Origin of the sequence: Aeribacillus sp. FSL K6-1121, from assembly GCF_038003725.1 — a bacterium.
GTDB lineage: Bacteria > Bacillota > Bacilli > Bacillales > Aeribacillaceae > Aeribacillus > Aeribacillus composti.
The window spans coordinates 3978001-3998437 of record NZ_JBBOPS010000001.1; the positions used below are offsets into that span (position 1 = coordinate 3978001).

Consider the following 20437-nt stretch of genomic DNA (forward strand, 5'->3'; position numbering starts at 1 on the left):
AAAAACGCGGTGCACCGTTTGGCGAGCAGGGAGAAAGTTGCAGGGGATTTGCCGATGCTTAAAAATACATACAAACCAAATAAGTAAGGTTAAATCCCCTCTCTCTATCCAAATTTTTTTTCGGGAGCCTTAATCATTCAATAAAAATTCCGTTGGTTCAAAAACATGTAAATACGTTAAGACATCGGTACTTGGGGGATAATTTTGCCTTCGATACGTTCAAAGATGTCATCTTTAGTCCATGGTTTTTAAGACCAATAATAGCTTTAGAAGGCTCTTTTGAAATTCGGACAAGTTCAGCCACCGTTTTTGCAAGTTCAATTGTTCCACAAGGATAGTTAATCTCTGTAGCCTTTATGCCGTCCATCCAAGCATGAACATGTACAATCGCTCCTACCTCCGGGTGTTCTTTATAAATCATCCAGTGCTCAATAGCGTCGACAGATGCCCTTTTTGGTGTTATATTCGGGGGAACGCTTACTTTCATGGCATTTTTATCAGGATCATATCCACTTATTAAGAGAAAATCTTCACCGACTGTTTTCATATCTGCTTTGTTAATTCCGCTTGCACTCATCCAAAAGCTTTCACTGTCCCGTCTGGCACTGAGGTTTCCATAGCTTAGTCCTCCTAATCCGTAAAGTTTTTTTAAATGGCGAAGACCACGAGGTGTAAGATATTCTTCCGATGGAAATGGAGCGGGAAGTAAATTCATGCGATCAAGCTTTTTTCCGTATTCGCTTAATGATCTCGTAATCTCATCTCCGTTCCACATCTCTTCCGGAAGATCATCATAAAAATTATTGTCAATGACTAACTGCGAAGCTGCGAGCGGTTCCAATCTTTCAAAAATTTGTTTAAAAAATGTTTCTTCTTCTCCTTTTCTATACTCCAATTTATAAATACCTTGTTTAGGTGTAAGAAAATAAATATCTGTTGTTTCATTATCGTTATCTAAGATATACATAAATGATTTGCTAAAGACCTGATTAAATACGGATAGGCTGATTTCCTGAAGGTAAAAGATGTAAAAACGGGGAAAGTGTCAATCCGAAAAAAAGGGGTAGCTTTTTCGGGTTAAAAACAGGAGCGCCTGTTCTTCCGGTTGCGATTATTTGTCTAGATGCGAAAAAGTGGATTCGAAAGCCAGTAAAAGTTGTTATTGGGCCAATGATATATTTAAATGAATTTAAAAGTTCAGATTATACCGTACTTGCAGAGGCTGTTATGAAACTTATGATGGTGCTGCAGCAATCAAAAAAGGTTAGTCTCCCATAGCTAGAACTGATTATGCAGGAAGAAATCAAAAATTTCCTCGAAATCTAACAGGAGGAACGGCATAGAAGCTACCATCGAAACTCAGCGAATATGTTTGAAAATCGCTACATTTAACCATATATTGTAAATAAGAGGAAAGGGATTCTTCCTTTCCAAACAGGAGACTGCCCTATCTATCTTGCATTACACACAAAATTCTTGACGGTACCGTAAAGGACGTAAACGACATTTAGTTAGCAAATATTGATGATAACGATAACATCAAAATTTTTTTGTACTAAATAAAAATAGAATGCCAAGTCATTATTAGTGCAAAAACCACTCTCCGATCAGTACTTGAAGCAAATCCGTACTCTATTTCCACCGCTTAATCCTGTTAAGCGTAAATCCAAACAAAAGGCGGCAGATCAGAATAAAAATTGTTGCTTTGGAACAAGCCGCAAAACTTAACGGATGGATAAATGGAAATTATATGTGGTAGCAGGAAATTAAATTAAGGGGTGGACAATATTATCGCTTCAATATAAGAGGAACAAATTTTCAAGCAAAAAACGGGCAACTCCATAACGAAGCTGCCGACCACATAAATGTATTAATTAAGAAAACGGAAATGAAAAACGGCGAATCCTTGAAAACGGGAATCGGAATCTCCTAAATCTCCGAAAACGAAATGGGGAATGCCCAAACCCTCCAAATCCACCAAAAGGGCCTCCAAATCCACCAAAAGGACCTCCGAATCCACCGAAAGGAGATCCAAATCCACCGAAAGGAGATCCGAATCCACCAAAAGGACCTCCGAACCCACCAAAGCCAAATTGTCTTTCTTCTTCGTTATCTTCTTCTCGTTGGTCGCCAATAGGTACTAATAAATAGGCATGATCATTATCGGCTTTATCAATAATGCCATCATACATTTTTCCATCGTCCATTTCCAGCAAGACGTAATAATGCTTATGTCTTTTGCAAAAATCATGCTTGCTCACATGGTGATCATAATGATCCCGATCATGCATATTTTCTTCATACGGCTCCTGAGGATTCGCATATGGAACTTGATGATCTAGGTTATAAGTATAGTTCGAGTTATAATCATATTGCATGTTGATTTCTCCTTTCCTGAAATTCGATTATATTGTATTCACCTAATTTTTCTTTGCTACAAAAAATAACATTTGATTGGATATGTCAAGCAATCATCCCTTTTGCAACATAATACAACTCCTTCAATCTATGTCTCATTCATTTTTTCTGCAAAGATAGTAAAGAAGTTTTTTCTTTTGTCTTTTGTTACTCATCAAAAAATTTTTTAAAGGATTGCCAGTAAACTGAGGAAAAAACAAAGATCAATTCCTTGTATTTCAAGTGATAGACGACGATCATTGGGTATTTTTCCCATTGACAGCATAAATGGAGTTGTGTGAATAGATTCCTGTAAATAGGAGAAAATTGTAATAAAATAGATAGAGAATTTACAAAAAACTTGGCAAGACAGTGCATGGGAGCATCTTTCTTTGAATATGCAAACGAGATGAATGTATCAACGGATTGGGTAACCAAGCAGGAAAGTGGTTGGATCGCTTAATCGGCAAACAAGCAGTTGTTGCTTTCTAATCCATCTAGAAAACTTCCGACTACCTTCTTCTGTACAGAAGCTTCATCGAGAAACGCCCACCTCTAAACGAAGTGAATGTGGAGATGATAAAACCATGCCAAATAAAACGGTTTTGGCATAATATATAAAACTTTCATATCTTTAATAAAGGAAAGATCTTTGGTATGTATTATTTTATCGTCAATAAAATCTCAGGAAACGGAAAAGGATTAAAAGTTTGGAAAAAGACTGAAAAGTTGCTTCAAGAAAAACAGATAAATTATCAAGTGCGCTTTACCAATCGTCCAAAACATGCAGCAGAAATTGCTAAGGAGTTGTCTTCTGAAAAATGTTATGCTGTTGTAGCCGTAGGAGGAGATGGTACAATCCATGATGTTGCTAACGGGTTAATCAATTCGAATATACCTTTGGGTGTTATTCCTGCAGGATCGGGAAACGATTTTGCAAGGGCTCTTGATATACCAAAGGACTATAAAAAGGCTTTAAAACGTATTTTAATGGGAAAACAAAGAAAAATTGATATTGGAAGAATTGGCAACGAATACTTCATTACTGTAATGGGGATCGGTTTTGACGGTAAAGTCGCCGAGATAAACAATGGCTCGAAATATAAAAATTGGCTGAATGTTATTAGATTAGGTAATCTTTCATATGGACTTAGCTTCTTGCATGTTTTATTAAAATATCGTCCTGTCAGCATTCAATTAATGGTTGATGGGGAGAAACTAGTTTTTTGTAATGTATGGTTAATTGCAATTGCCAATATCTCAAACTATGCGGAGGTATTAAAATATGTCCAAATGCTTGTTATAATGATGGACTATTTGACATTTGTATAGTACACGGCATGAATAAATGGGAGCTGTTGCGCACTTTTCCAAAGGCGTTTAAAGGCAAACATATACTACATCCTGGTGTAACCATGATAACAGGAAAACAAGTGGAAGTTATCTCCGAATTACCTGTTATTGTGCAAGGAGATGGCGAGATTCTCACTAAAACTCCGATGAGTGTGACGATTCAAAGAGGTGGGTTGCTTATCATTTAAATAGTGGTTGTAAAGATGAATGATCTTAGTGAGAACACGAATTAGGTATTTCTGTTTAGGAAGTCATTCATCATAATTAGTATAAAATGGAAAAACAATTTAATACACATGCATTCCAAGTCTTTTCTTGTTAACTTATAAGGGATGTAAATGTCTCTCAATAAAAAGATTTTCTTAAGATAGCTTTATTATCAATTTGAAAATTGGGGAATTATAAAATCGTTATTGGACTTTAAATGCAAAAGTTATTTACTGAATGTTTGTAAATATAATAAATTTTAATCTTTTCAACGTTGCAGATATATTAGTTTTAGGCCAAAAAAAACAGTCAGGAAATTAAAATCTTTGGAAGATGTGGCGAGTTTCTGATATTTTTCGTACAAGTTTGTATTTTTTCTCAGAGTTCATGAGCGTTTGTACATTTGATTTCGCTAACGAACTGTTTGATGATTACAGCTTACTCATAACGCATTTTTTATGGATTTTAGTCTATTACTATATTAATCTGTGTCTCTTTTTTAATCTAACTTTATTTAGAACGAGAATATGTTCGTGGATCCAAAATAATGTTTTGCTCACTTCTCATTGTAAAATTGTTGCAATTTAAATTATTTGCCAATAAATAGTTTGAAGAGAAGGCTCTTGATCGTTCAATCAAAAAATAGGAGAAAGTAAAAAAATGATAAAACATTTTCATGGAAAAGGGCAATGAATCAATTCAGAATTTTAACCCATTTTTTATTAAAAAATAAAGTACCTTAGTCAATTTTTAAACACTGCGATTCAAGTTGTGTCCTAGATGTTGGCAATGGAAAATTAGGATTGTTCGGTGCGAAAAGCACATAAAGTTTCTCCGTTAAATATCAAGGAATACAGCATCTAGTGAAACAAAACAAGAGCTGAGACGTATGAAAATGGTGCTATACCGTATTTACATCCTTAACGATTAATCAGCCATCCGAGACGAAGGAACTAGGTGATGCACTTGAGGGGAAAATTGGAGAAGAGATTTTTCTATTTATATACTGGGGAGGCAATGGCAGCAGTCATTTTTTTATCATTAGTTTCATTTGGAATAAAGTCTTTGCCCATTTGCATTTATATTCGCTGTACTCTTTTTGGATTTCGTTTTTTCTGTTAGAGTTTCTCTTATTTCAGGGTAGTGTGTATTGGTTTGCAAAATGGAAGCGATTAAAAAAAGAAAATACTGCCATAACTCCTGCTTATATCGTCCAGCGATTAAAAAATATAAAGAAATGGAATACACTGTTTATCATCATTTCGCCTTTCATGTTTTTTGTCGATCTAGTCAGATGGTATCCGTCGGTACCTGCAACAGGATTGTACATAGCGGGATTTATTTATGTTTTTGCCATACTTGAGTATATAAACTATTTTCATATTCAGCTTTCATATGACAATTTTTCTGATATGAAATACCTCTTAAAGTCGAAAAAGCTGAAAAAATCGTGTTTACGTAAAGACTTTGAAAGATTAGGATAAAGTAATAAGATAGCGGAAGGAAGATTATAAATGATACATATTCTGCTTGGCGCTTCACCTTCGGGGAGTTTAAAAATGGTCTTAAGGGATTTAGATGTGGAGAAAAAAGAGCGCGTCATTTCTTTTTGGGAAACATTCTCGGTAGGTCCGATCTGGAGACTGCATGAAGACATTGGAAAAGAAGCGAGATTTAATTGGAAAAAAAATAATTTGACGGATGCATACAATGAGTTTCATGAGTATGAACAAAACTTTCAAAAAACAGTCAATGAAATAACAGCGATTCCAGAAGGATCACCTATTATGATATGGATTTCTGACAACGCTCATGAACAGACCGGATTGCGATTTGTTTTATATCTATTGAAGAATAAAAATAATGACATCTTCCTCATCAACACGACAAAGGTATATGGCGAGCTTTTTAAGAAACGAAAAGAAAAATATACTGTTTTGGATACAGGTGAAATTCCTCCTGAAAAGCTCCGATTCATATATGAACAAAGTAAAAATGAACCGCCTCTTTCCCAGCATGAAAGAGAGAATTTTGAAAAGGAATGGCTCGCTCTTGCAAATACTCGCGAAGTATTGCGAATTTGGCAAAACGGAACGATACACAGCGTTTCGGAAGATTATTATGATCTTTTCATAATAAACAGAGCGAAAAAGCTGCATAACGAAATGAAGACGAAGGATTTTATAAAATCAGTTAGACTAATCGGTGAAGTACTGGGGCATCTAGACCAATATGTAGGAGATGAATTCTTGGAATATCGGCTAAGAAAGTTGATTGAAAAGAGAGCTTTTGAAATGGAAGGCAGTCTGGAAGCTATGGCCTTCTATAGTGTTAAATTGCGATAGGAAAGTGGTGAAGTATGATTTACGCCATTATTTTATTTATTCTTGCTGGTTTAGCTGAAATTGGCGGAGGGTACTTAGTCTGGCTATGGATACGTGAAGGAAAACACTACTTGTACGGAGTTATTGGTAGTATGATCTTGTTCTATATGGGCTGATCCCTACTTTGCAAAACTTTCCTACATTCGGTAGAGTATATGCCGCTTATGGCGGCGTGTTTATTATTCTTTCTGTTTTGTGGGGATGGTGGGTTGATAAAAAAACTCCTGATATTTACGATTGGATCGGAGCAGGCATTTGTTTAATTGGAGTTTCCATCATGCTTTGGGGTCCAAGACATTAGACTGTCCATTCTGATAGGGATTTTTAATAGAATAGCTGCAATTAAATAATGTGCGAGTGAGTAAGCTTTCTCGGAACATATCGAGCATGAGCAAGACAAATTCCGTATAGGGAGTATGGCATCCTAATTAATTGACAGTTTTAGCGTTATGCTGAATGACTTTTTTCCGGTGATGCCGATAATGTGCGATTTTTTAATAAAGGCTTCAGCTTGCCGTTACACTTCAGAGATATTACAGGCTCTGAATAATGGCAACAAGCGTGGCGGGAAGGTGCAATCAAAATGATTTTTTTGTTTTATTTGAATAACAGATCGCTCTCATTCCCGGCCAATCCAACGAGTCTTTAAAAAATGGACGAAAATCTCCTTAATGTCAAGCGATTGCATTTTTTTTAGTATATAAAAAGATTGCTCGCGTTCTTAGGAATCCCCTGCTGTTGAATTGGTGAAGCGAGGAATTCAATTTTTTAGAAACTTTTATAGAAAAAAAACGTTAATACATATGTAAGGAATATAAAAAAAACGGGGTGTGCTCATGATCTGGGCGTTGGTATTGATTATGCTTGGAGGAGTGTTAGCTGGTTTTTTGCATGTTTGGTTGAAAAAGCGGATATCCTTTTTTCCGTTATTGGTGATAGAAATCGTACTGTTATCTGTTCTTGCAGTCTATTTATTTATAGCATATGAATTAGGTTTTACAATTAGAGCGATGTCTAGCTTTGGATACTCTTTTCTAATGTGTTTAATCACGTTTTCCCATGAATCGGGTTACGATAAAATAAAAAATGAAGCAAACAGAGTGGAATTTGAAAAGATTGAACTCAATAAACATTCGAGTCGGGTTTGGGTTGATGCGGCATTTGCGATGACATTCATTGGTCTATCTGTCTTATATTTTGTTTTCAATTCATACGATTCTGTTTGGTCTCTCATTTTGTTATATACGAATGCTGTAATGATTTGTCAATTGTTAAAAAAAGCTGTTCTTTATCGAAACCTTGAAGTGTATTTCAGTAAAGAAACAAATTGTATTTACATATTATCGAACATCAAAGCGAAACGATATCCGCTTTCAGAACTTTCGGAAGCAAAGCTCGAGTCAAATGTTGATGTACTTAAATTATTCCCATTATTTACGATGTTTTCAACAAATGAAGATTTCACGACAAGTATGGGAAATACATTAAAGCTAGTATTTTCAGGCGAAACTGTCTATTTTAATGCTAAAAACACTTCTTGGCTTGCGACCATTGAAAGCCGGGAAGAAAAGGAACTACCGTCGGAAATTGCACAAGTTGAAGTGCTTCCATTTTATCATAAAAAAAATATAAAAAGACTTCTCGGCAAAATGTACTTTGCCATTTCCGTCAAAGGAGTCGGCGCCTACACGACATTGACTGTTATCTTATCAATGTTAAAGGTTCCTATTTGGGCGATCACGATTGCGGTCATTGTTTTTTGGATATTTAATCTTTACATTTCTGATCGATTATTAAAAATTGCATTAGACGTGAAAGAGATAGATGATCCAAATGTTTTAGCTGTTGCAGACAAAGTGCTAAGTCGGGCTGGAATTTCTGATGTGAAAGTTTTTCAAACAGAGGCGAATGAATTAAACGGTTTTGCAGCTGGGGCAAACATCGGTCGATCAATGATCGTATTAACGTCGGAAACGTTAAAGCTTCCGTTGGAAGCAATCGAAGCGGTTTTTGCTCATGAAGCTGTGCATGTAAAAAAACGGGATGTCATGATCGGTCAAATTATACGTATACTTGCGCTTTTAGTAATTGTTTTATTTATTTATTGGTTATACCATTCTCTTATACTAAGAAATGAGTCTCTTCTTTTTTACATTGTTTTTGTTCTTATTTTATTCTTTCCTCTTATCCAGTCTCTTCTTTTGCAATGGATGGAAGTGCGGGCAGATCATTTAGGGGCTATATGGCTTGACAACGGAAATGATCAAATGGCAGACGGTTTAACTGCTTTAGCTGTAAAACAAGATGAGTTGACATACAAAGCAGAACGCTACAATTTAAGTAATGAACTCAACTTTCTCACAGTAAATTGGATTTCTAAGCCTTACGGTTAATGGGTTTGTTGGTTGTTTCGAATACTTCTTGACATAAAAATTTGCAAAAAAAAAACACCTCAACTTTTGGTATAGTTTAATTGTCCAGAAAAAACATTACCAAAAGCAGGTGAGGTGTCTCTTATTATGATAACGAATAACAGACTGAACAATCAACTACCAAAAGAAGTAAAAGCTATATTTGATGAACTTGAAATCTTAAAATATTTAAGGAAAGTGGGAATTAACAAGGGTTTCGGTTATTCCTGCGCCTATTTATTCCAGCTAGTTTTTAGTTTAGTTTTTGAAGGCAAAAATTTGTTTCGACTTCTTCAAAGTAAAAAAGCTAAAGATTTGCCGGAAAAAAACGCTATTTATCGCTTCTTAAATAACCCTCAATACAATTGGCGCAGGTTTTTACTTGTTTTGAGTACTTTCACCATTATGAAGGTAAGTAGTTTAACGAGACACGACCGTCCGAAAGTGCTGATCGTGGACGACTCATCTTATGAACGAAATCGCAGTAAAAAGGTTGAACTGCTTGCTCGCTGTTTCGATCATTCTTCTCAAAAAATGCGTTATTACAAAGGATTTCGTATGCTTACACTCGGCTGGTCAGATGGTGCTACATTTTTGCCTATTGATTTTGCTTTATTAAGCTCTACGAATTCCCAAATCAATGGGATTGATAACCGAATCGATAAGCGTACATCCGGTTATAAGCGGCGTGTCGAAGCTTTACAAAAAGCGCCGGAAGTTATTCCCAATATGATTAAACGGGCACTTTCTCAAGGAATCGATGCCTCATACGTTTTAATGGATACATGGTTTACCCAACAGCCTTTGATCAAGTCCATTGTGGATCAAGGGTTGGATGTTATTGGAATGGTGAAGGATACAAAACAAAGATATCAAGTGAACGGTGAATGGGTGAGCCTAAAAAAACTATACCAAACAGCTAAACCATCACAACATCAAAAGGGTATTTTGCGCTCTATTCACACAACGATGGCAAATGGCGTACCTGTTAAAGTGGTATTTGTCCGTAATCGTAATAAAAAGAGACAGTGGCTAGCTATTTTGAGTACAGACTGTACTTTATCGGATCAAGAAATCATTCGTATTTATGGGATACGTTGGGATATTGAAGTATTCTTCAAAACAGTCAAATCCTTATTGAAACTCCAAAAAGAGTTCCAAGGAAGATCTTATGATTCCATGATCAGCCATACCACTATTGTGTTTACAAGGTACATTGTTTTGTCTTGGCAAAACCGAGTAAGTACAGATTATCGAACATTAGGCGGCATTTTTTATGAACTTTGTGATGAAATCGATGAACTAGATTGGGCCTTTGCACTTCAACTACTCATTGAAATTCTTGAAGATGCACTTCAAAATGTAAATCAAAAGATTAAAAAATTCATCGAAAGTCAATTACGTAAATGGATTGTAGTTTTGCCTAATTATATCAAGGCTTATTTACCAAAATTGAGCTGCGAAAGTTGAGTAATGAAGAAAAAAATTCATCGATTGAGCGGGATTCATGGTTTTTCAGATTTCTAGAATTTCAATTTATGATCCACCCGCCAATGTATTGGCGTATTCAATCTTTAAAGGAAACTGGAACGGAATGGAACATGAAAAAAATACGAAAGTGGTGGAAAGATCGTTTTTACGAATCGCTTCCTGATAAAAAGAATAAAATGGAAAGCATGTGAATCATTTTTATCGTTTGAAATGCTTATTAAAAATTAAACGATACAAACATAACCCCCATACGAGAAATGTGACGAATTTTCATATTGAGTCGGCATTTTGAGTGCCGGCTTTTTGTATTTTATGGGTATCCGCTGATCATAATCTTTTTGTCTTCACCTTTTCCCAATGCCGGGAAAATCGTAATGAAGACTAAAACCAATTTGGTCCGCTAGCAGTCAGAGTGAAAAATAGAGTATTTGTCAATCTTCTTTTCTGCAGATTTGACCACATAATTTAGGAAAATGAATGTGTTTTTTTCTACAATAAGTAGATAACAATTATGATAATGAGATGCTACAATCAACTTAAAGATAATTCAAAATATTAAGTAAAAGAGAGGTGTTTCAGATAAATTGCAAACGCTTACTTAAAATGTAAAATACAAAAAATTTTTGATGAGGAGGTCTATATTAATATGAAACGGATTAACCCAATGAACGTAATTGACAACAGCCGCATTCATTCATTCCATATTTGGCTGATTTTCTGGTTATTTATCGTTATTATGTTTGACGGATTTGATGTTGTCATTTACGGTGCTTCTGTTCCGCTGCTTATTAAGGAATGGGGAATTTCGGATGTCACTGCCGGGGCTATTGGCAGCTATACAGTTGTCGGAACAGCAATCGGTGCTGTTTTGTTTGGATTGCTATCGGATAAAATAGGGCGAAAAAATATTATTTTGTTGACTACGTTCTTGTTTAGCTTTTTCACGCTGCTCGCAGGTTTTGCAACCAATCCTGTCTTATTTACGATCTTTCGTGTCATTGCAGGTGTTGGTCTGGGCGGAGTTATGCCTAATGTCGTTGCAATAGCAACTGAATATTCGCCTCGACGGGTTCGTACAGCAATTGTTTCATTCATTTTTTGCGGTTATTCTGCAGGTGCTATTCTGGCAGCGCTTACAAGCAGGCAGCTCCTTCCTACAGTTGGATGGGAGTCAGTATATTGGGTAGGCGGAATTCCTTTACTGTTCATTCCTTTCTTGTTGAAAAGTGTTCCAGAATCCATCGACTTTCTTTTGGAAAAAGGAAAGGAAGAAGAAGCTAAAAAAATTCTTGCCAAAATTGAGCCGGGAATTAGCAGCGATGGGGAATTTGAAAAAAAGGAAAAAGTGAAAGAAGCGGGATCGCCTATTGTCAGTTTGTTTGAGGAAAAACGTGCATTCAGCACCGTTATGTTCTGGATTTCCTGCTTTAGCGCATTTGTATTAATTTATTCCATGAATACATGGCTGCCGCGCCTTATGATGGAAGTTGGCTATGATTTAAGCTCAAGCCTTGCATTTACTGCTGTCATGCAAATTGGAGCGATTGTCGGAACAGTTGTTTTCGGCCCTATAGTTGACCGGCTAGGCTTTAAAAAAGTGCTTGTTCCATTGTTTTTCTGTGGAGCCATTGCACTATCTTTAATCGGTTTTGCCAACAGTACATTCATCGCTTTTGCCCTGATTTCTGTTATTGGTGCAGCATCCGTCGGGGTTCAAAATATGGCGAACGCATTCGTTTCTCAATATTATCCTACTAATATGCGTTCAACAGCTGTAGGAAGTACAATGGCATTTGGCCGTTTAGGCGGAATAGTTGCCCCTACATTTGTCGGGATTTTACTTTCATTAAATTTACAGCCGCAATATAATTTTGCAGCTATTGCCAGTGCAGCAGTGCTTGGCGGTTTAGCAGTATTGTTCATTCAAGAGCAGCATTCAGTCTATTACAAAGAGAAAAAACAATCTGAGATAATCAATGAAGATGTAGCCGTTGAAAAATAATTTTTGTAAAGTCCCGAGGAGATGGTCTCTTCGGGATTCTTATATAAAGGGATACCTATGATTCGTACGAATCGGTTTTTTCAATACTTTTTGGCTCATCGAAATGTGACATAGAACGGATGATAAAATGAAACAAGAGCATTATAACTATAAGCCTGCGCCGACATCGATGCCTGTGAAAGATCTTGTGTTTCAAATGTTATCGATTTGCAAAAACAGTGAAATCCGGATGCATTTGTAAAAAAATTGAAATAGATGGAAAAAGGCTTAAAAAAGCTGGCAGAAATATATATCGAAAGTACAAAAAGCCTGTTAGAATCCGTGATGAATGAGGATCTTTAGCGCCAAGTCGATCTTTCCAAAATTTTTGATTCGAAAATGTCTGGATTGCAATGATTTCAAACTGCGATGGCTCATGAAATCCACCATAAAGGGCAGCTTTTCGTCTATGTACGGGAAATACGGATCTTCCACGTTATGTGATGCGCAGCTGATGAAAGGAACCAGATGATTATCGAACAGAGTCACCTCGTTTCTTTCAGGACTTTGTTTGTGCGGAAAGCAAAATAAATCGATGTCCCTAGTATGACAATTAAGAAAATATAAAGCGGATAGACTCCAAGACCATCTGCTTTTCCGAGTGCAACTTGAGCAGTTCGCCAGACCCCGAATAAAAAGAAATAAACTATTTCTGCTTGCAATAAACGGATGTAAATCCTTCCTTGATTATAAAGAAGCTTTTTTTGTTCTTTTGTAGCATTGTACTGATAATAAAATGCGTCGGGAATGCGGGACAATAATGTTGTCAAGATAAATATTCCTAGTCCTGTAAAAGGCAGAACAAGAATGAAGCCTTTTCCGCCGAATCCATCCGGTTCGCCTTTGAAATTGAAATGCCGTGGTATAGTATCCGGCAAATGCTCCCAAATGAAAATGACGTAAATGAACATTGCTGAAAGCCCAATAATTGAAAGTGTCAAAAGAACATTTTCAATTTTCTTTTTTTTCTCCACAGAGAAAACCTCCGTTTTCCATTATCGATGTTTTCATACGTATTCACCGTTTGTTTTGTTTCATTTAATCGCAGCTGCAGGATTCTATTATTCATTTACATCCCAAGTAACTGTAAAGCTTCCTTTCAGCTTGTCGCCTGTGACGATGATATGGTAGATGCTTTTTTCTGCCGCTTTGATTTGATATGTGCTTTCGTCGACTTCTTTCATGGCGACAACGTCGCCGTCTTTGTTCAATACATGAAAACCATGTCCGCCTCCGTTATTGTTTTGAATTTTAACGGAAAACGTAATCGTTTGACCTTTTTCCGCATAAATCGGAATGGCGTGTTCTCCGTGGAAATAGTCGAAAAGTGCGATATAGCTTGAATTCCTTTTCCATTCGCGCCAATCTTTTTTTACAGTAAAATCCGTGTTTAAAATAATACACAAAATAAACGGAGCACAGATTGCAAAAATATATTTAAAAAATACGTTTTTTCGCGCCATGTATGTTCCAAAATAAAAAACTAATGAACAAAGAGCTCCGACTGTTCCGCCAACAATCACCATCATCCATCCGAAAGGCAAAAAAATGAGATATCCTGCCAAAACGTAAAAGGCAATTTTAATGGTTCCAGTGATTTTAGGAATTTTCACAGCCAGCAGGTCAATAAAAATAGAACAAATTATTCCGTATCCGTAAAAAATGCTCCAAAGAAAAGGGTTATTCAAATCTTTTGAAACTCCATACAAGTCAAAATCAGCTGCAATGAAAAAAACAGTAAAAAAAATAAACAGCGAGAATCCGGCGCCGGTTAATTTGGGTTTAACATAAGAAATAGCATTGAGGATATTTTTTTGTAAAAACACTAAGTGATCACAGCCTTATATTATTTTCTCAATATTATGTTTATTATAACATTAATTTTTCTCTGTACATTGACGTTGCGTAAAGGTTTATGATGATCTTGTCAGGAGGTGAAAGGATGGAATATACGGTAAAACAATTAGCAGAATTGACCGGAGTTACAACACGGACATTGCGATATTACAATGAAATTGGGCTTCTTATGCCAGCGAAAATCAATTCATCCGGATATCGCATATATGGGGAAAAAGAGGTTGATAAACTGCAGCAAATTCTTTTTTATCGAGAGCTTGGAGTTGATTTAGATACAATTAAAAAAATCATCAATTCACCATCCTTCGACAGCATGAAAGCTTTAAAGGAACACCGCGAAAAGCTTCTTGCAAAACGCAGGCAGCTAGATTCATTAATCGCAAATGTGGAGAAAACAATAGCGGCAAAGGAAGGAAGGATCACGATGAGCGATAAAGAGAAATTTGAAGCTTTTAAACAAAAATTAATTGAAGAAAATGAAAGAAAATATGGGCATGAAGTTAGAGAAAAATATGGAGGCGAAGTCGTCGATCGATCTAATCAAAAACTGAAAAACATGACAAAAGAGCAGTTCGAACAGCTGAAACAGCTTGAGGAAGAGGTCTTGAATACACTGAATAAAGCATTTGTAACTGGAGATCCAGCGAGCGAGCTGGCACAGAAGGCAGCTGATTTGCATCGTCAATGGCTCTGCTATTTTTGGGATCATTATACGAAGGAAGCTCATAGAGGAGTAACAGAGATGTATGTAGCAGATGAAAGATTTAAAGCGTATTATGATAAAAAACATCTTGGAGCAGCGGAATTTTTAAGAGATGCAGTTCGAATTTATACCATGAATTGAAAAGAATTTTTTACAATTCGGTCTTTGGAATGCTTTCTTTGATGAACCATATTTTAATTCTGTGACATCAACTACCCATTTTTCATTTGGCTTTTCCGCTGTGAATTCACGATTCAATATATTTTCTGCAACATGTTGAGGAGTAGATCGCTTATAAGATTTCTTCTTTTTTCGAATAACAGATTGTATACCGGCAACTTTCATCAGTCTTTATGATTGAAGTTCTGACCAAGCTTTCGATTTATATTCAACGTCATCCGACGGTAACCATAGATGCCGTCAACTTGTTTTTTGCAAAATAAAAGTGCAGAGAATTGCAAAATCCTTATGCAGTGATTTGCAATGGGGCTTTACATGGAGGAGGAGCCATGATAACCTTTTTGGTTTTGCCAAAACTGTTGAATCTGGCGCTTGGCTAAAGAATCATGGCTACAGAGGATCCATGTCAAGCCCTTGATGGATAGATCACATATCTGTATATTTATTCAAAATTTTGAAAAAGATATACTGCAACACTCTGTATTTTTTTCTTGCAGAAAACAGTCAACTTTCTCATGGAGAACTTTCATTTCTTTTACGATTTCTTCATTCTGAAGTTCTCGGGAGGAAGGCGAACGTTTTAACCACTTATAGTAAGCAGCCCGTGAAATACCGGCGATTTCACATAATAAGATTATGCTTAGGGTTTTCTTTCTCGTGAAGTTCCCGGATTTCGATATACTTGTCTTCAAAACGGATTTGGTTTACTTTCGCCTCCTTTCGATTTCCTCTAACTTTCTTAAAAAGATTCTCCGCACGTAAGCGTTCATTTTCTCTTTCTAACTTTTTCATCTCCAGTTTCATTTTTTCTTCTGGAGATAACTTTGCTTCTTCTTTTTTTCTTCCTCGTTTGTCTTTCAGCGCTTCTTCTTTACCATTTTCATACTTCTTCACCCATTGATATACTTGTTGATAAGAAACTTCATAAGTCTCTGCTGTTTTTTTATAATCTTTTCCGTTTCCTAAACAATCAAGCACAATTTGTATCCGTTCATTGCAAGTCGTTTTTCTTCCTTTAGTCATAGAGCTTGTCTTTCCTTTCGACGTTAAATCTCTATGGCTATTATACTTCTTCATCCATCGTTGAAGTACCGATCTACTAATACCATATGTCCTGACAATCTCTTACTGTGAGAACTCACCAGATAAATAATCTTTTACAGCTGCTTCAGCTGCTTCCTTAAAACCTTTCCAAGAATTTAAACGTTCTAAACCCTCTATTCCAAATTCCTCAAATTCATTTATCCATTGCCTTAAAGAATATTTAGTAATTTGATACCTTTTACAAAGCTCTTGAATAGTACATTCTCGGTTTTCATATGCAAGTAAAACTTCAAGTTTGAACTCTGTAGTATATTGCTTATACATAGAAAAACTCCCCCTAAGGTAAAACAGATGTTTTATATTTTAATCTGTCTACCTTAAGGGGAGCATATCATGAAAGATCAGCCTCTTTATTTTTTACTTAAAACGTATGCGCTAAATCTTTTGCTCTCGCAATTGCGTTTTGTTTAATTTCCTCTGCTTTTTCAGGTTGAGCAGCGTGTCCTTCTACAAACAAGCCTTCAAATGAAGGAACACCGAAAAATTGCATCACAACAGCCAAATAGCGGTGACCCATTTCCATTTGAGCTGCTGGACCTTCTGAATAAATGCCTCCACGCGCTTGAATATGCAGGGCTTTTTTATCAGTCAATAACCCAACAGATCCTTGTTCAGTGTATTTAAACGTTTTGCCTGCAACTGCAACTGCATCAATATATGCTTTCAAGACAGGCGGAAATGAAAAATTCCATAAAGGTGTAACAAAAACGTATTTATCCGCTTCAATAAATTGTTCACAAAGCTCTGAAAGACGTCCAACTTTCGCTTTTTCCTCGGAAGTAAGCTCATCTAAGCTTTTTCCGGATCTCAGTTTCCCCCAGCCATTTAATACATCAGCATCGATTTGGGGAATATGTTCTTTATATAAATCAAGGTGAATTACTTCATGGTCAGGATTCGCTTCTTTATAGGTTTCGATAAAAGCCTTTCCTGCTGCCAAACTGTAAGATTGGGTGTCATCAAGTGGATGTGCTGTAATGTACAATACTTTTGTCAACGTAAACCTTCCTCTCTTGGTGCAATTTTAGTTTTTTAGTGAAAAAATAAAATTTATAAATTTTTATTTTGAAAATATTTATTTCGAGATAATTTTATAGGAATTTGTTTTAGATTTCAAATGATTTGTTTGCAAAAAAATTTATCCAAATTTAGTCAAATAATTTGTTTTCAGCTGTCTAATTTGTTTTTCACGTCTTATCGGTCAATAAACATGGCTGATCTACGAATGAGCCTTGATCAGTTATTTTTGATTTTGAACGCTTTCGCCGTGAAAACCGTTTTTCATCCATTTGTTTGGAATATAATTTATTATTCCCTGTAATGTGAAGCTTAGCTATTGCCATCTTCTCCTCAAATGATAAGGCAGCATTTTCTTTACGGAAAGGCAGAGTAAATGCCCGTTTCTTAAATTCTTTTCCAATAATCCCATCGTCCTTCATTTATTTCTTTTTCGATTGTTTTAATATATTTCTTTAGTTCAACGGGCATCTCGTCATTTTCCAGCTCATCCATTGTAAAAGTAATCATTTGCGCACCGCTGAAATCCATGACCTGTACAACTCTTTGCCGACCTTTAAAATATGTTAGCATAATGTGATATCTACCCATTCGTTTCACCCTATTTTTCGTTTTTTTATGGGACCAATTGAAAGAATGTTGGATCGTTTAAACGTTCGGAAAGTTTTTCGAAAGTGGCAGTAAGCGCGAATGTATTTATCGTTAAAGTCTTTTACTGTAATCAATCTTTCTGTTATTACCCCTTGATCGGTCATGTAGATCATCTTTAAAGCAAAACCGTACTTTTTGGCATTCAGCAGCAAACCGTTCATGATTTTCACCTCACAAAAAAGAACGTTTGTTCTATTTTTATTATATGCGAATATATGTTCTGATATGAAGAAGAAAATTTTGGAACGATTCATTTTTTTGGGCATCTTTCTTTAGAATGGAATGGCAGAGATTGAAATCACATGGAGAAGGGAATGCTGTTTTTTTCGAGAAGCGTGCAAGTGGGGAAGTTAAAATCATTTTAAATAAAAAATAGCTGTCAAGCGGGCCTCTATATCGATGATTTATTGACAACACATGCTGTCTTGGAGTGCGTATGTAAAACAAATCAGCTTAACTTTAAGAAGCGAGGCGGAGTGCTGTGTTGACATAACTCATCTGCTCCAAGGATGGGGAGAAACTAATCTTATTTACTATTAATACGGCAAAATTTACATCCCATTAAATAGAACTGATGAAGCAGTTATTTTTTATCATAAGCTGCCAAAGCTTGTTCAGGTAGTGTGTTCAATAGTGATATTTAGAAATGATAGATTTCGAGTGTTTCAAATTGCAAGATGTATGTTTAATAAAATCAAGATTTTTCTGCAAGCACTAGCTCCTAAAATGAAATGCATTTTTAATTGAGGCTGTACAGAAAGTCAAATCTCCATTGAAAACAAAAAATCATAAACTTTCAAAAAGATGAAAGGGGGCGTCAATAAGCCGATAAAACGGCTTATTAGACAGCCCCCGCCATTGTCCGCACATTCCTTCATTAAATTTTTTGCAGAGCTTGTCTGACATCTTCTTTTAAATCTTCGATATGTTCTATGCCGACAGAGAAGCGCACGAAGTTTGCCGGGATTCCTGCGAGCTGCATTTGTTCTTCGTTCATTGTTCCTTCCCACATCGCTGCTGTATGTACAACGAGAGACTCGACTCCGCCAAGGCTTACAGCGTTAGGAGGAAGCTTTAATGCGGAAACAAAGCGCTGTGTTTCAGCATAACCGCCCTTAATGGAAAAGGCAATAACGGCACCAAAGCCTTTCATTTGCCGCTTAGCAAGCTCGTGCTGCGGATGGCTTGGCAGCCCCGGATAATATACCCGTTCAACTTGAGGCTGATTCTCAAGAAATTCGGCTAACGCCAAAGCGTTCGCGTTAATCCGTTCGATCCGCATAGGAAGCGTGCGCAAGCCTCTCAGCAATAGCCAACCATCCATTGGCGAAAGCACTGAACCGATGGAAATATGCGTATTCCAAATACGTTCAGCTAATTCCTCGTTTGTGCAAATTACGCCAGCTGTCAAATCATGATGGCCGCCCATGTATTTTGTTGCACTATGGACAACAACATCAACCCCAAAGTCATGTGGACGCTGATTGATAGGGGAAGCAAACGTATTATCTGCGACAACGATAATTCCATGTTGGCGGGCAAGATCACACACTGCAGCTAAATCTGTCAATACCAATGTAGGATTGGCAGGCGTCTCAACCATAATAAGTTTTGTATTCGGACGAATTGCCTTTTCAAACGCAGAAGTGTCGGATTGGTCAACGAACGTCACGTCAACACCAAATTTCGGCAGCAGCTCATCCATAATTTTCGTTGTGCTCATATAATGATTTTTTTGGGCAATCACATGATCGCCTGCTGCTACAAGCGATAAAATAGTTGTCGCTATCGCTCCCATACCAGAGCCGGTTACTAAGGCTGTTTCAGTTCCTTCAAGATCTGCTACAATTTTTTGAACCCGTTCATGCACTGGGTTTCCGTAACGTGTGTAATATCGCGGATGACGAGGTGTTCCAGCAATTTCAGAAAATTCGCTTGCACTATGTGCCTGGAATGTTGCGGAATAGTAAATAGCAGGATTGACTCCTTTTTCGTCCGTTATAGAATCGTCGCCATGGATGACAATTGTTTCATCTCTGAGTGCTTGAGGATTCCGTTGTTCTTGTTCATTTCTTTTCATTATTTATTTCTCCCTTAAATCAAAGTAATTTTATAGATATTATATATCTATTATTAAAAAAAATAAAACTAGTTTGAGAATTCATTTTTGTTCATTATATGATAAAACAGTATGAAACTTTTCGTTTTGATAAGAAAGGGTGCTTGAAAAATGAATTATACAAAACGTTTAAACGAGTATTACGCCGTGATTTTCACATCGGAAAGAACAGAAGGGGACAATGGTTATGAGGAAATGGCAAAGGAAATGGATCAATTGGTGTCCAAACAGCCCGGTTTTTTAGGAGCAGAGAGTGCAAGAAATGAGAATGGGTACGGAATTACAGTTTCATATTGGGAATCATTGGATGATATCAAACGCTGGAAAGAAAATGCTTTGCATAAAGCGGCGCAGGATAAAGGCAGGAAGGAATGGTATAAACGTTATACAATCAGAATTTGCAAAGTAGAAGAGGAAAGGGTTTTCCATATTTGATAGATACTATAGCCCAGAAGAATGGCCGCTTCCCTAAAAAACCAAGGGAAAAGCATGAGACTAGGTTCATAGTAACTTCGCAAAATG

General features: G+C 36.5%; 17 protein-coding genes and 4 pseudogenes. 11 read left to right on the plus strand and 10 right to left on the minus strand.

Annotation, left to right across the window (positions count from 1 at the left end):
• Window positions 1–176: 176 nt before the first annotated feature.
• Together NSQ61_RS19265 and NSQ61_RS19270 are read right to left on the minus strand one after the other, a co-directional pair.
• Window positions 177–1011: pseudogene (locus NSQ61_RS19265) on the minus strand (class II aldolase/adducin family protein); the annotation flags it as partial.
• A gap of 863 nt (window positions 1012–1874) precedes the next feature.
• A complete protein-coding gene (locus tag NSQ61_RS19270) occupies window positions 1875–2378 on the minus strand; it encodes a hypothetical protein (protein WP_340807971.1) in 504 nt (167 codons plus the stop codon).
• A 676-nt stretch (window positions 2379–3054) separates the two neighbouring features.
• Between NSQ61_RS19270 and NSQ61_RS19275 the strand changes: the two genes are divergently transcribed.
• The 9 genes and pseudogenes from NSQ61_RS19275 to NSQ61_RS19315 all read left to right on the plus strand — a co-directional run.
• Window positions 3055–3729 carry a diacylglycerol/lipid kinase family protein gene (locus NSQ61_RS19275; RefSeq protein WP_340807973.1) on the plus strand — a complete coding sequence of 225 codons (675 nt, stop codon included), beginning with the start codon at window positions 3055–3057 and terminating at the stop codon, window positions 3727–3729.
• Complete coding sequence (locus tag NSQ61_RS19280; protein ID WP_327856734.1) at window positions 3633–3938, plus strand: diacylglycerol/lipid kinase family protein; 306 nt, start codon at window positions 3633–3635, stop codon at window positions 3936–3938. Before NSQ61_RS19275 ends, NSQ61_RS19280 begins: the two co-directional genes overlap by 97 nt.
• 985 nt (window positions 3939–4923) lie before the next feature.
• A pseudogene (locus NSQ61_RS19285) lies at window positions 4924–5441 on the plus strand (general stress protein).
• A gap of 30 nt (window positions 5442–5471) precedes the next feature.
• Window positions 5472–6302, plus strand: a complete 831-nt coding sequence (locus NSQ61_RS19290; protein ID WP_327859277.1) for a DUF1835 domain-containing protein — start codon at window positions 5472–5474, stop codon at window positions 6300–6302.
• A 14-nt stretch (window positions 6303–6316) separates the two neighbouring features.
• A pseudogene (locus tag NSQ61_RS19295) lies at window positions 6317–6642 on the plus strand (YnfA family protein).
• Window positions 6643–7177: 535 nt separating this feature from the next.
• Window positions 7178–8734, plus strand: a complete 1557-nt coding sequence (locus tag NSQ61_RS19300; RefSeq protein ID WP_340807977.1) for a M56 family metallopeptidase — start codon at window positions 7178–7180, stop codon at window positions 8732–8734.
• A 126-nt stretch (window positions 8735–8860) separates the two neighbouring features.
• Window positions 8861–10222, plus strand: coding sequence for an IS4 family transposase (locus tag NSQ61_RS19305; RefSeq protein ID WP_094245809.1), 1362 nt, complete (start codon window positions 8861–8863; stop codon window positions 10220–10222).
• Window positions 10223–10889: 667 nt separating this feature from the next.
• A complete protein-coding gene (locus NSQ61_RS19310) occupies window positions 10890–12245 on the plus strand; it encodes an MFS transporter (RefSeq protein ID WP_340807979.1) in 1356 nt (451 codons plus the stop codon).
• Window positions 12246–12650: 405 nt separating this feature from the next.
• Window positions 12651–12728, plus strand: a pseudogene (locus NSQ61_RS19315) (DinB family protein); the annotation flags it as partial.
• A gap of 41 nt (window positions 12729–12769) precedes the next feature.
• Here NSQ61_RS19315 and NSQ61_RS19320 read toward each other — a convergent pair.
• Together NSQ61_RS19320 and NSQ61_RS19325 are read right to left on the minus strand one after the other, a co-directional pair.
• Window positions 12770–13258: a DUF1648 domain-containing protein gene (locus tag NSQ61_RS19320; RefSeq protein ID WP_063388359.1), complete on the minus strand. Its 489-nt coding sequence runs from the start codon at window positions 13256–13258 to the stop codon at window positions 12770–12772.
• An 87-nt stretch (window positions 13259–13345) separates the two neighbouring features.
• Window positions 13346–13972: a hypothetical protein gene (locus NSQ61_RS19325; RefSeq protein ID WP_130157412.1), complete on the minus strand. Its 627-nt coding sequence runs from the start codon at window positions 13970–13972 to the stop codon at window positions 13346–13348.
• A gap of 254 nt (window positions 13973–14226) precedes the next feature.
• Between NSQ61_RS19325 and NSQ61_RS19330 the strand changes: the two genes are divergently transcribed.
• The gene (locus NSQ61_RS19330) at window positions 14227–14985 is read left to right on the plus strand and encodes a MerR family transcriptional regulator (RefSeq protein ID WP_339193293.1); all 759 of its coding nucleotides are present in this window, start codon (window positions 14227–14229) and stop codon (window positions 14983–14985) included.
• Between the two features lie 660 nt (window positions 14986–15645).
• Here NSQ61_RS19330 and NSQ61_RS19340 read toward each other — a convergent pair.
• The 6 genes from NSQ61_RS19340 to NSQ61_RS19365 form a co-directional block, all read right to left on the minus strand.
• Entirely contained in the window at window positions 15646–16047 is a 402-nt protein-coding gene (locus NSQ61_RS19340; RefSeq protein WP_340807982.1) for a helix-turn-helix domain-containing protein, read from the minus strand.
• A 102-nt stretch (window positions 16048–16149) separates the two neighbouring features.
• The gene (locus tag NSQ61_RS19345) at window positions 16150–16392 is read right to left on the minus strand and encodes a helix-turn-helix domain-containing protein (RefSeq protein WP_340807984.1); all 243 of its coding nucleotides are present in this window, start codon (window positions 16390–16392) and stop codon (window positions 16150–16152) included.
• Between the two features lie 97 nt (window positions 16393–16489).
• Window positions 16490–17125: an FMN-dependent NADH-azoreductase gene (locus NSQ61_RS19350; RefSeq protein ID WP_311066462.1), complete on the minus strand. Its 636-nt coding sequence runs from the start codon at window positions 17123–17125 to the stop codon at window positions 16490–16492.
• A 407-nt stretch (window positions 17126–17532) separates the two neighbouring features.
• Complete coding sequence (locus NSQ61_RS19355) at window positions 17533–17736, minus strand: hypothetical protein (protein ID WP_063386282.1); 204 nt, start codon at window positions 17734–17736, stop codon at window positions 17533–17535.
• A gap of 5 nt (window positions 17737–17741) precedes the next feature.
• A complete protein-coding gene (locus NSQ61_RS19360; RefSeq protein WP_063386281.1) occupies window positions 17742–17957 on the minus strand; it encodes a hypothetical protein in 216 nt (71 codons plus the stop codon).
• Window positions 17958–18673: 716 nt separating this feature from the next.
• Entirely contained in the window at window positions 18674–19876 is a 1203-nt protein-coding gene (locus tag NSQ61_RS19365) for a trans-sulfuration enzyme family protein (RefSeq protein WP_375338759.1), read from the minus strand.
• A gap of 150 nt (window positions 19877–20026) precedes the next feature.
• Between NSQ61_RS19365 and NSQ61_RS19370 the strand changes: the two genes are divergently transcribed.
• Entirely contained in the window at window positions 20027–20350 is a 324-nt protein-coding gene (locus NSQ61_RS19370; RefSeq protein WP_063386279.1) for an antibiotic biosynthesis monooxygenase family protein, read from the plus strand.
• Window positions 20351–20437 lie beyond the last annotated feature (87 nt).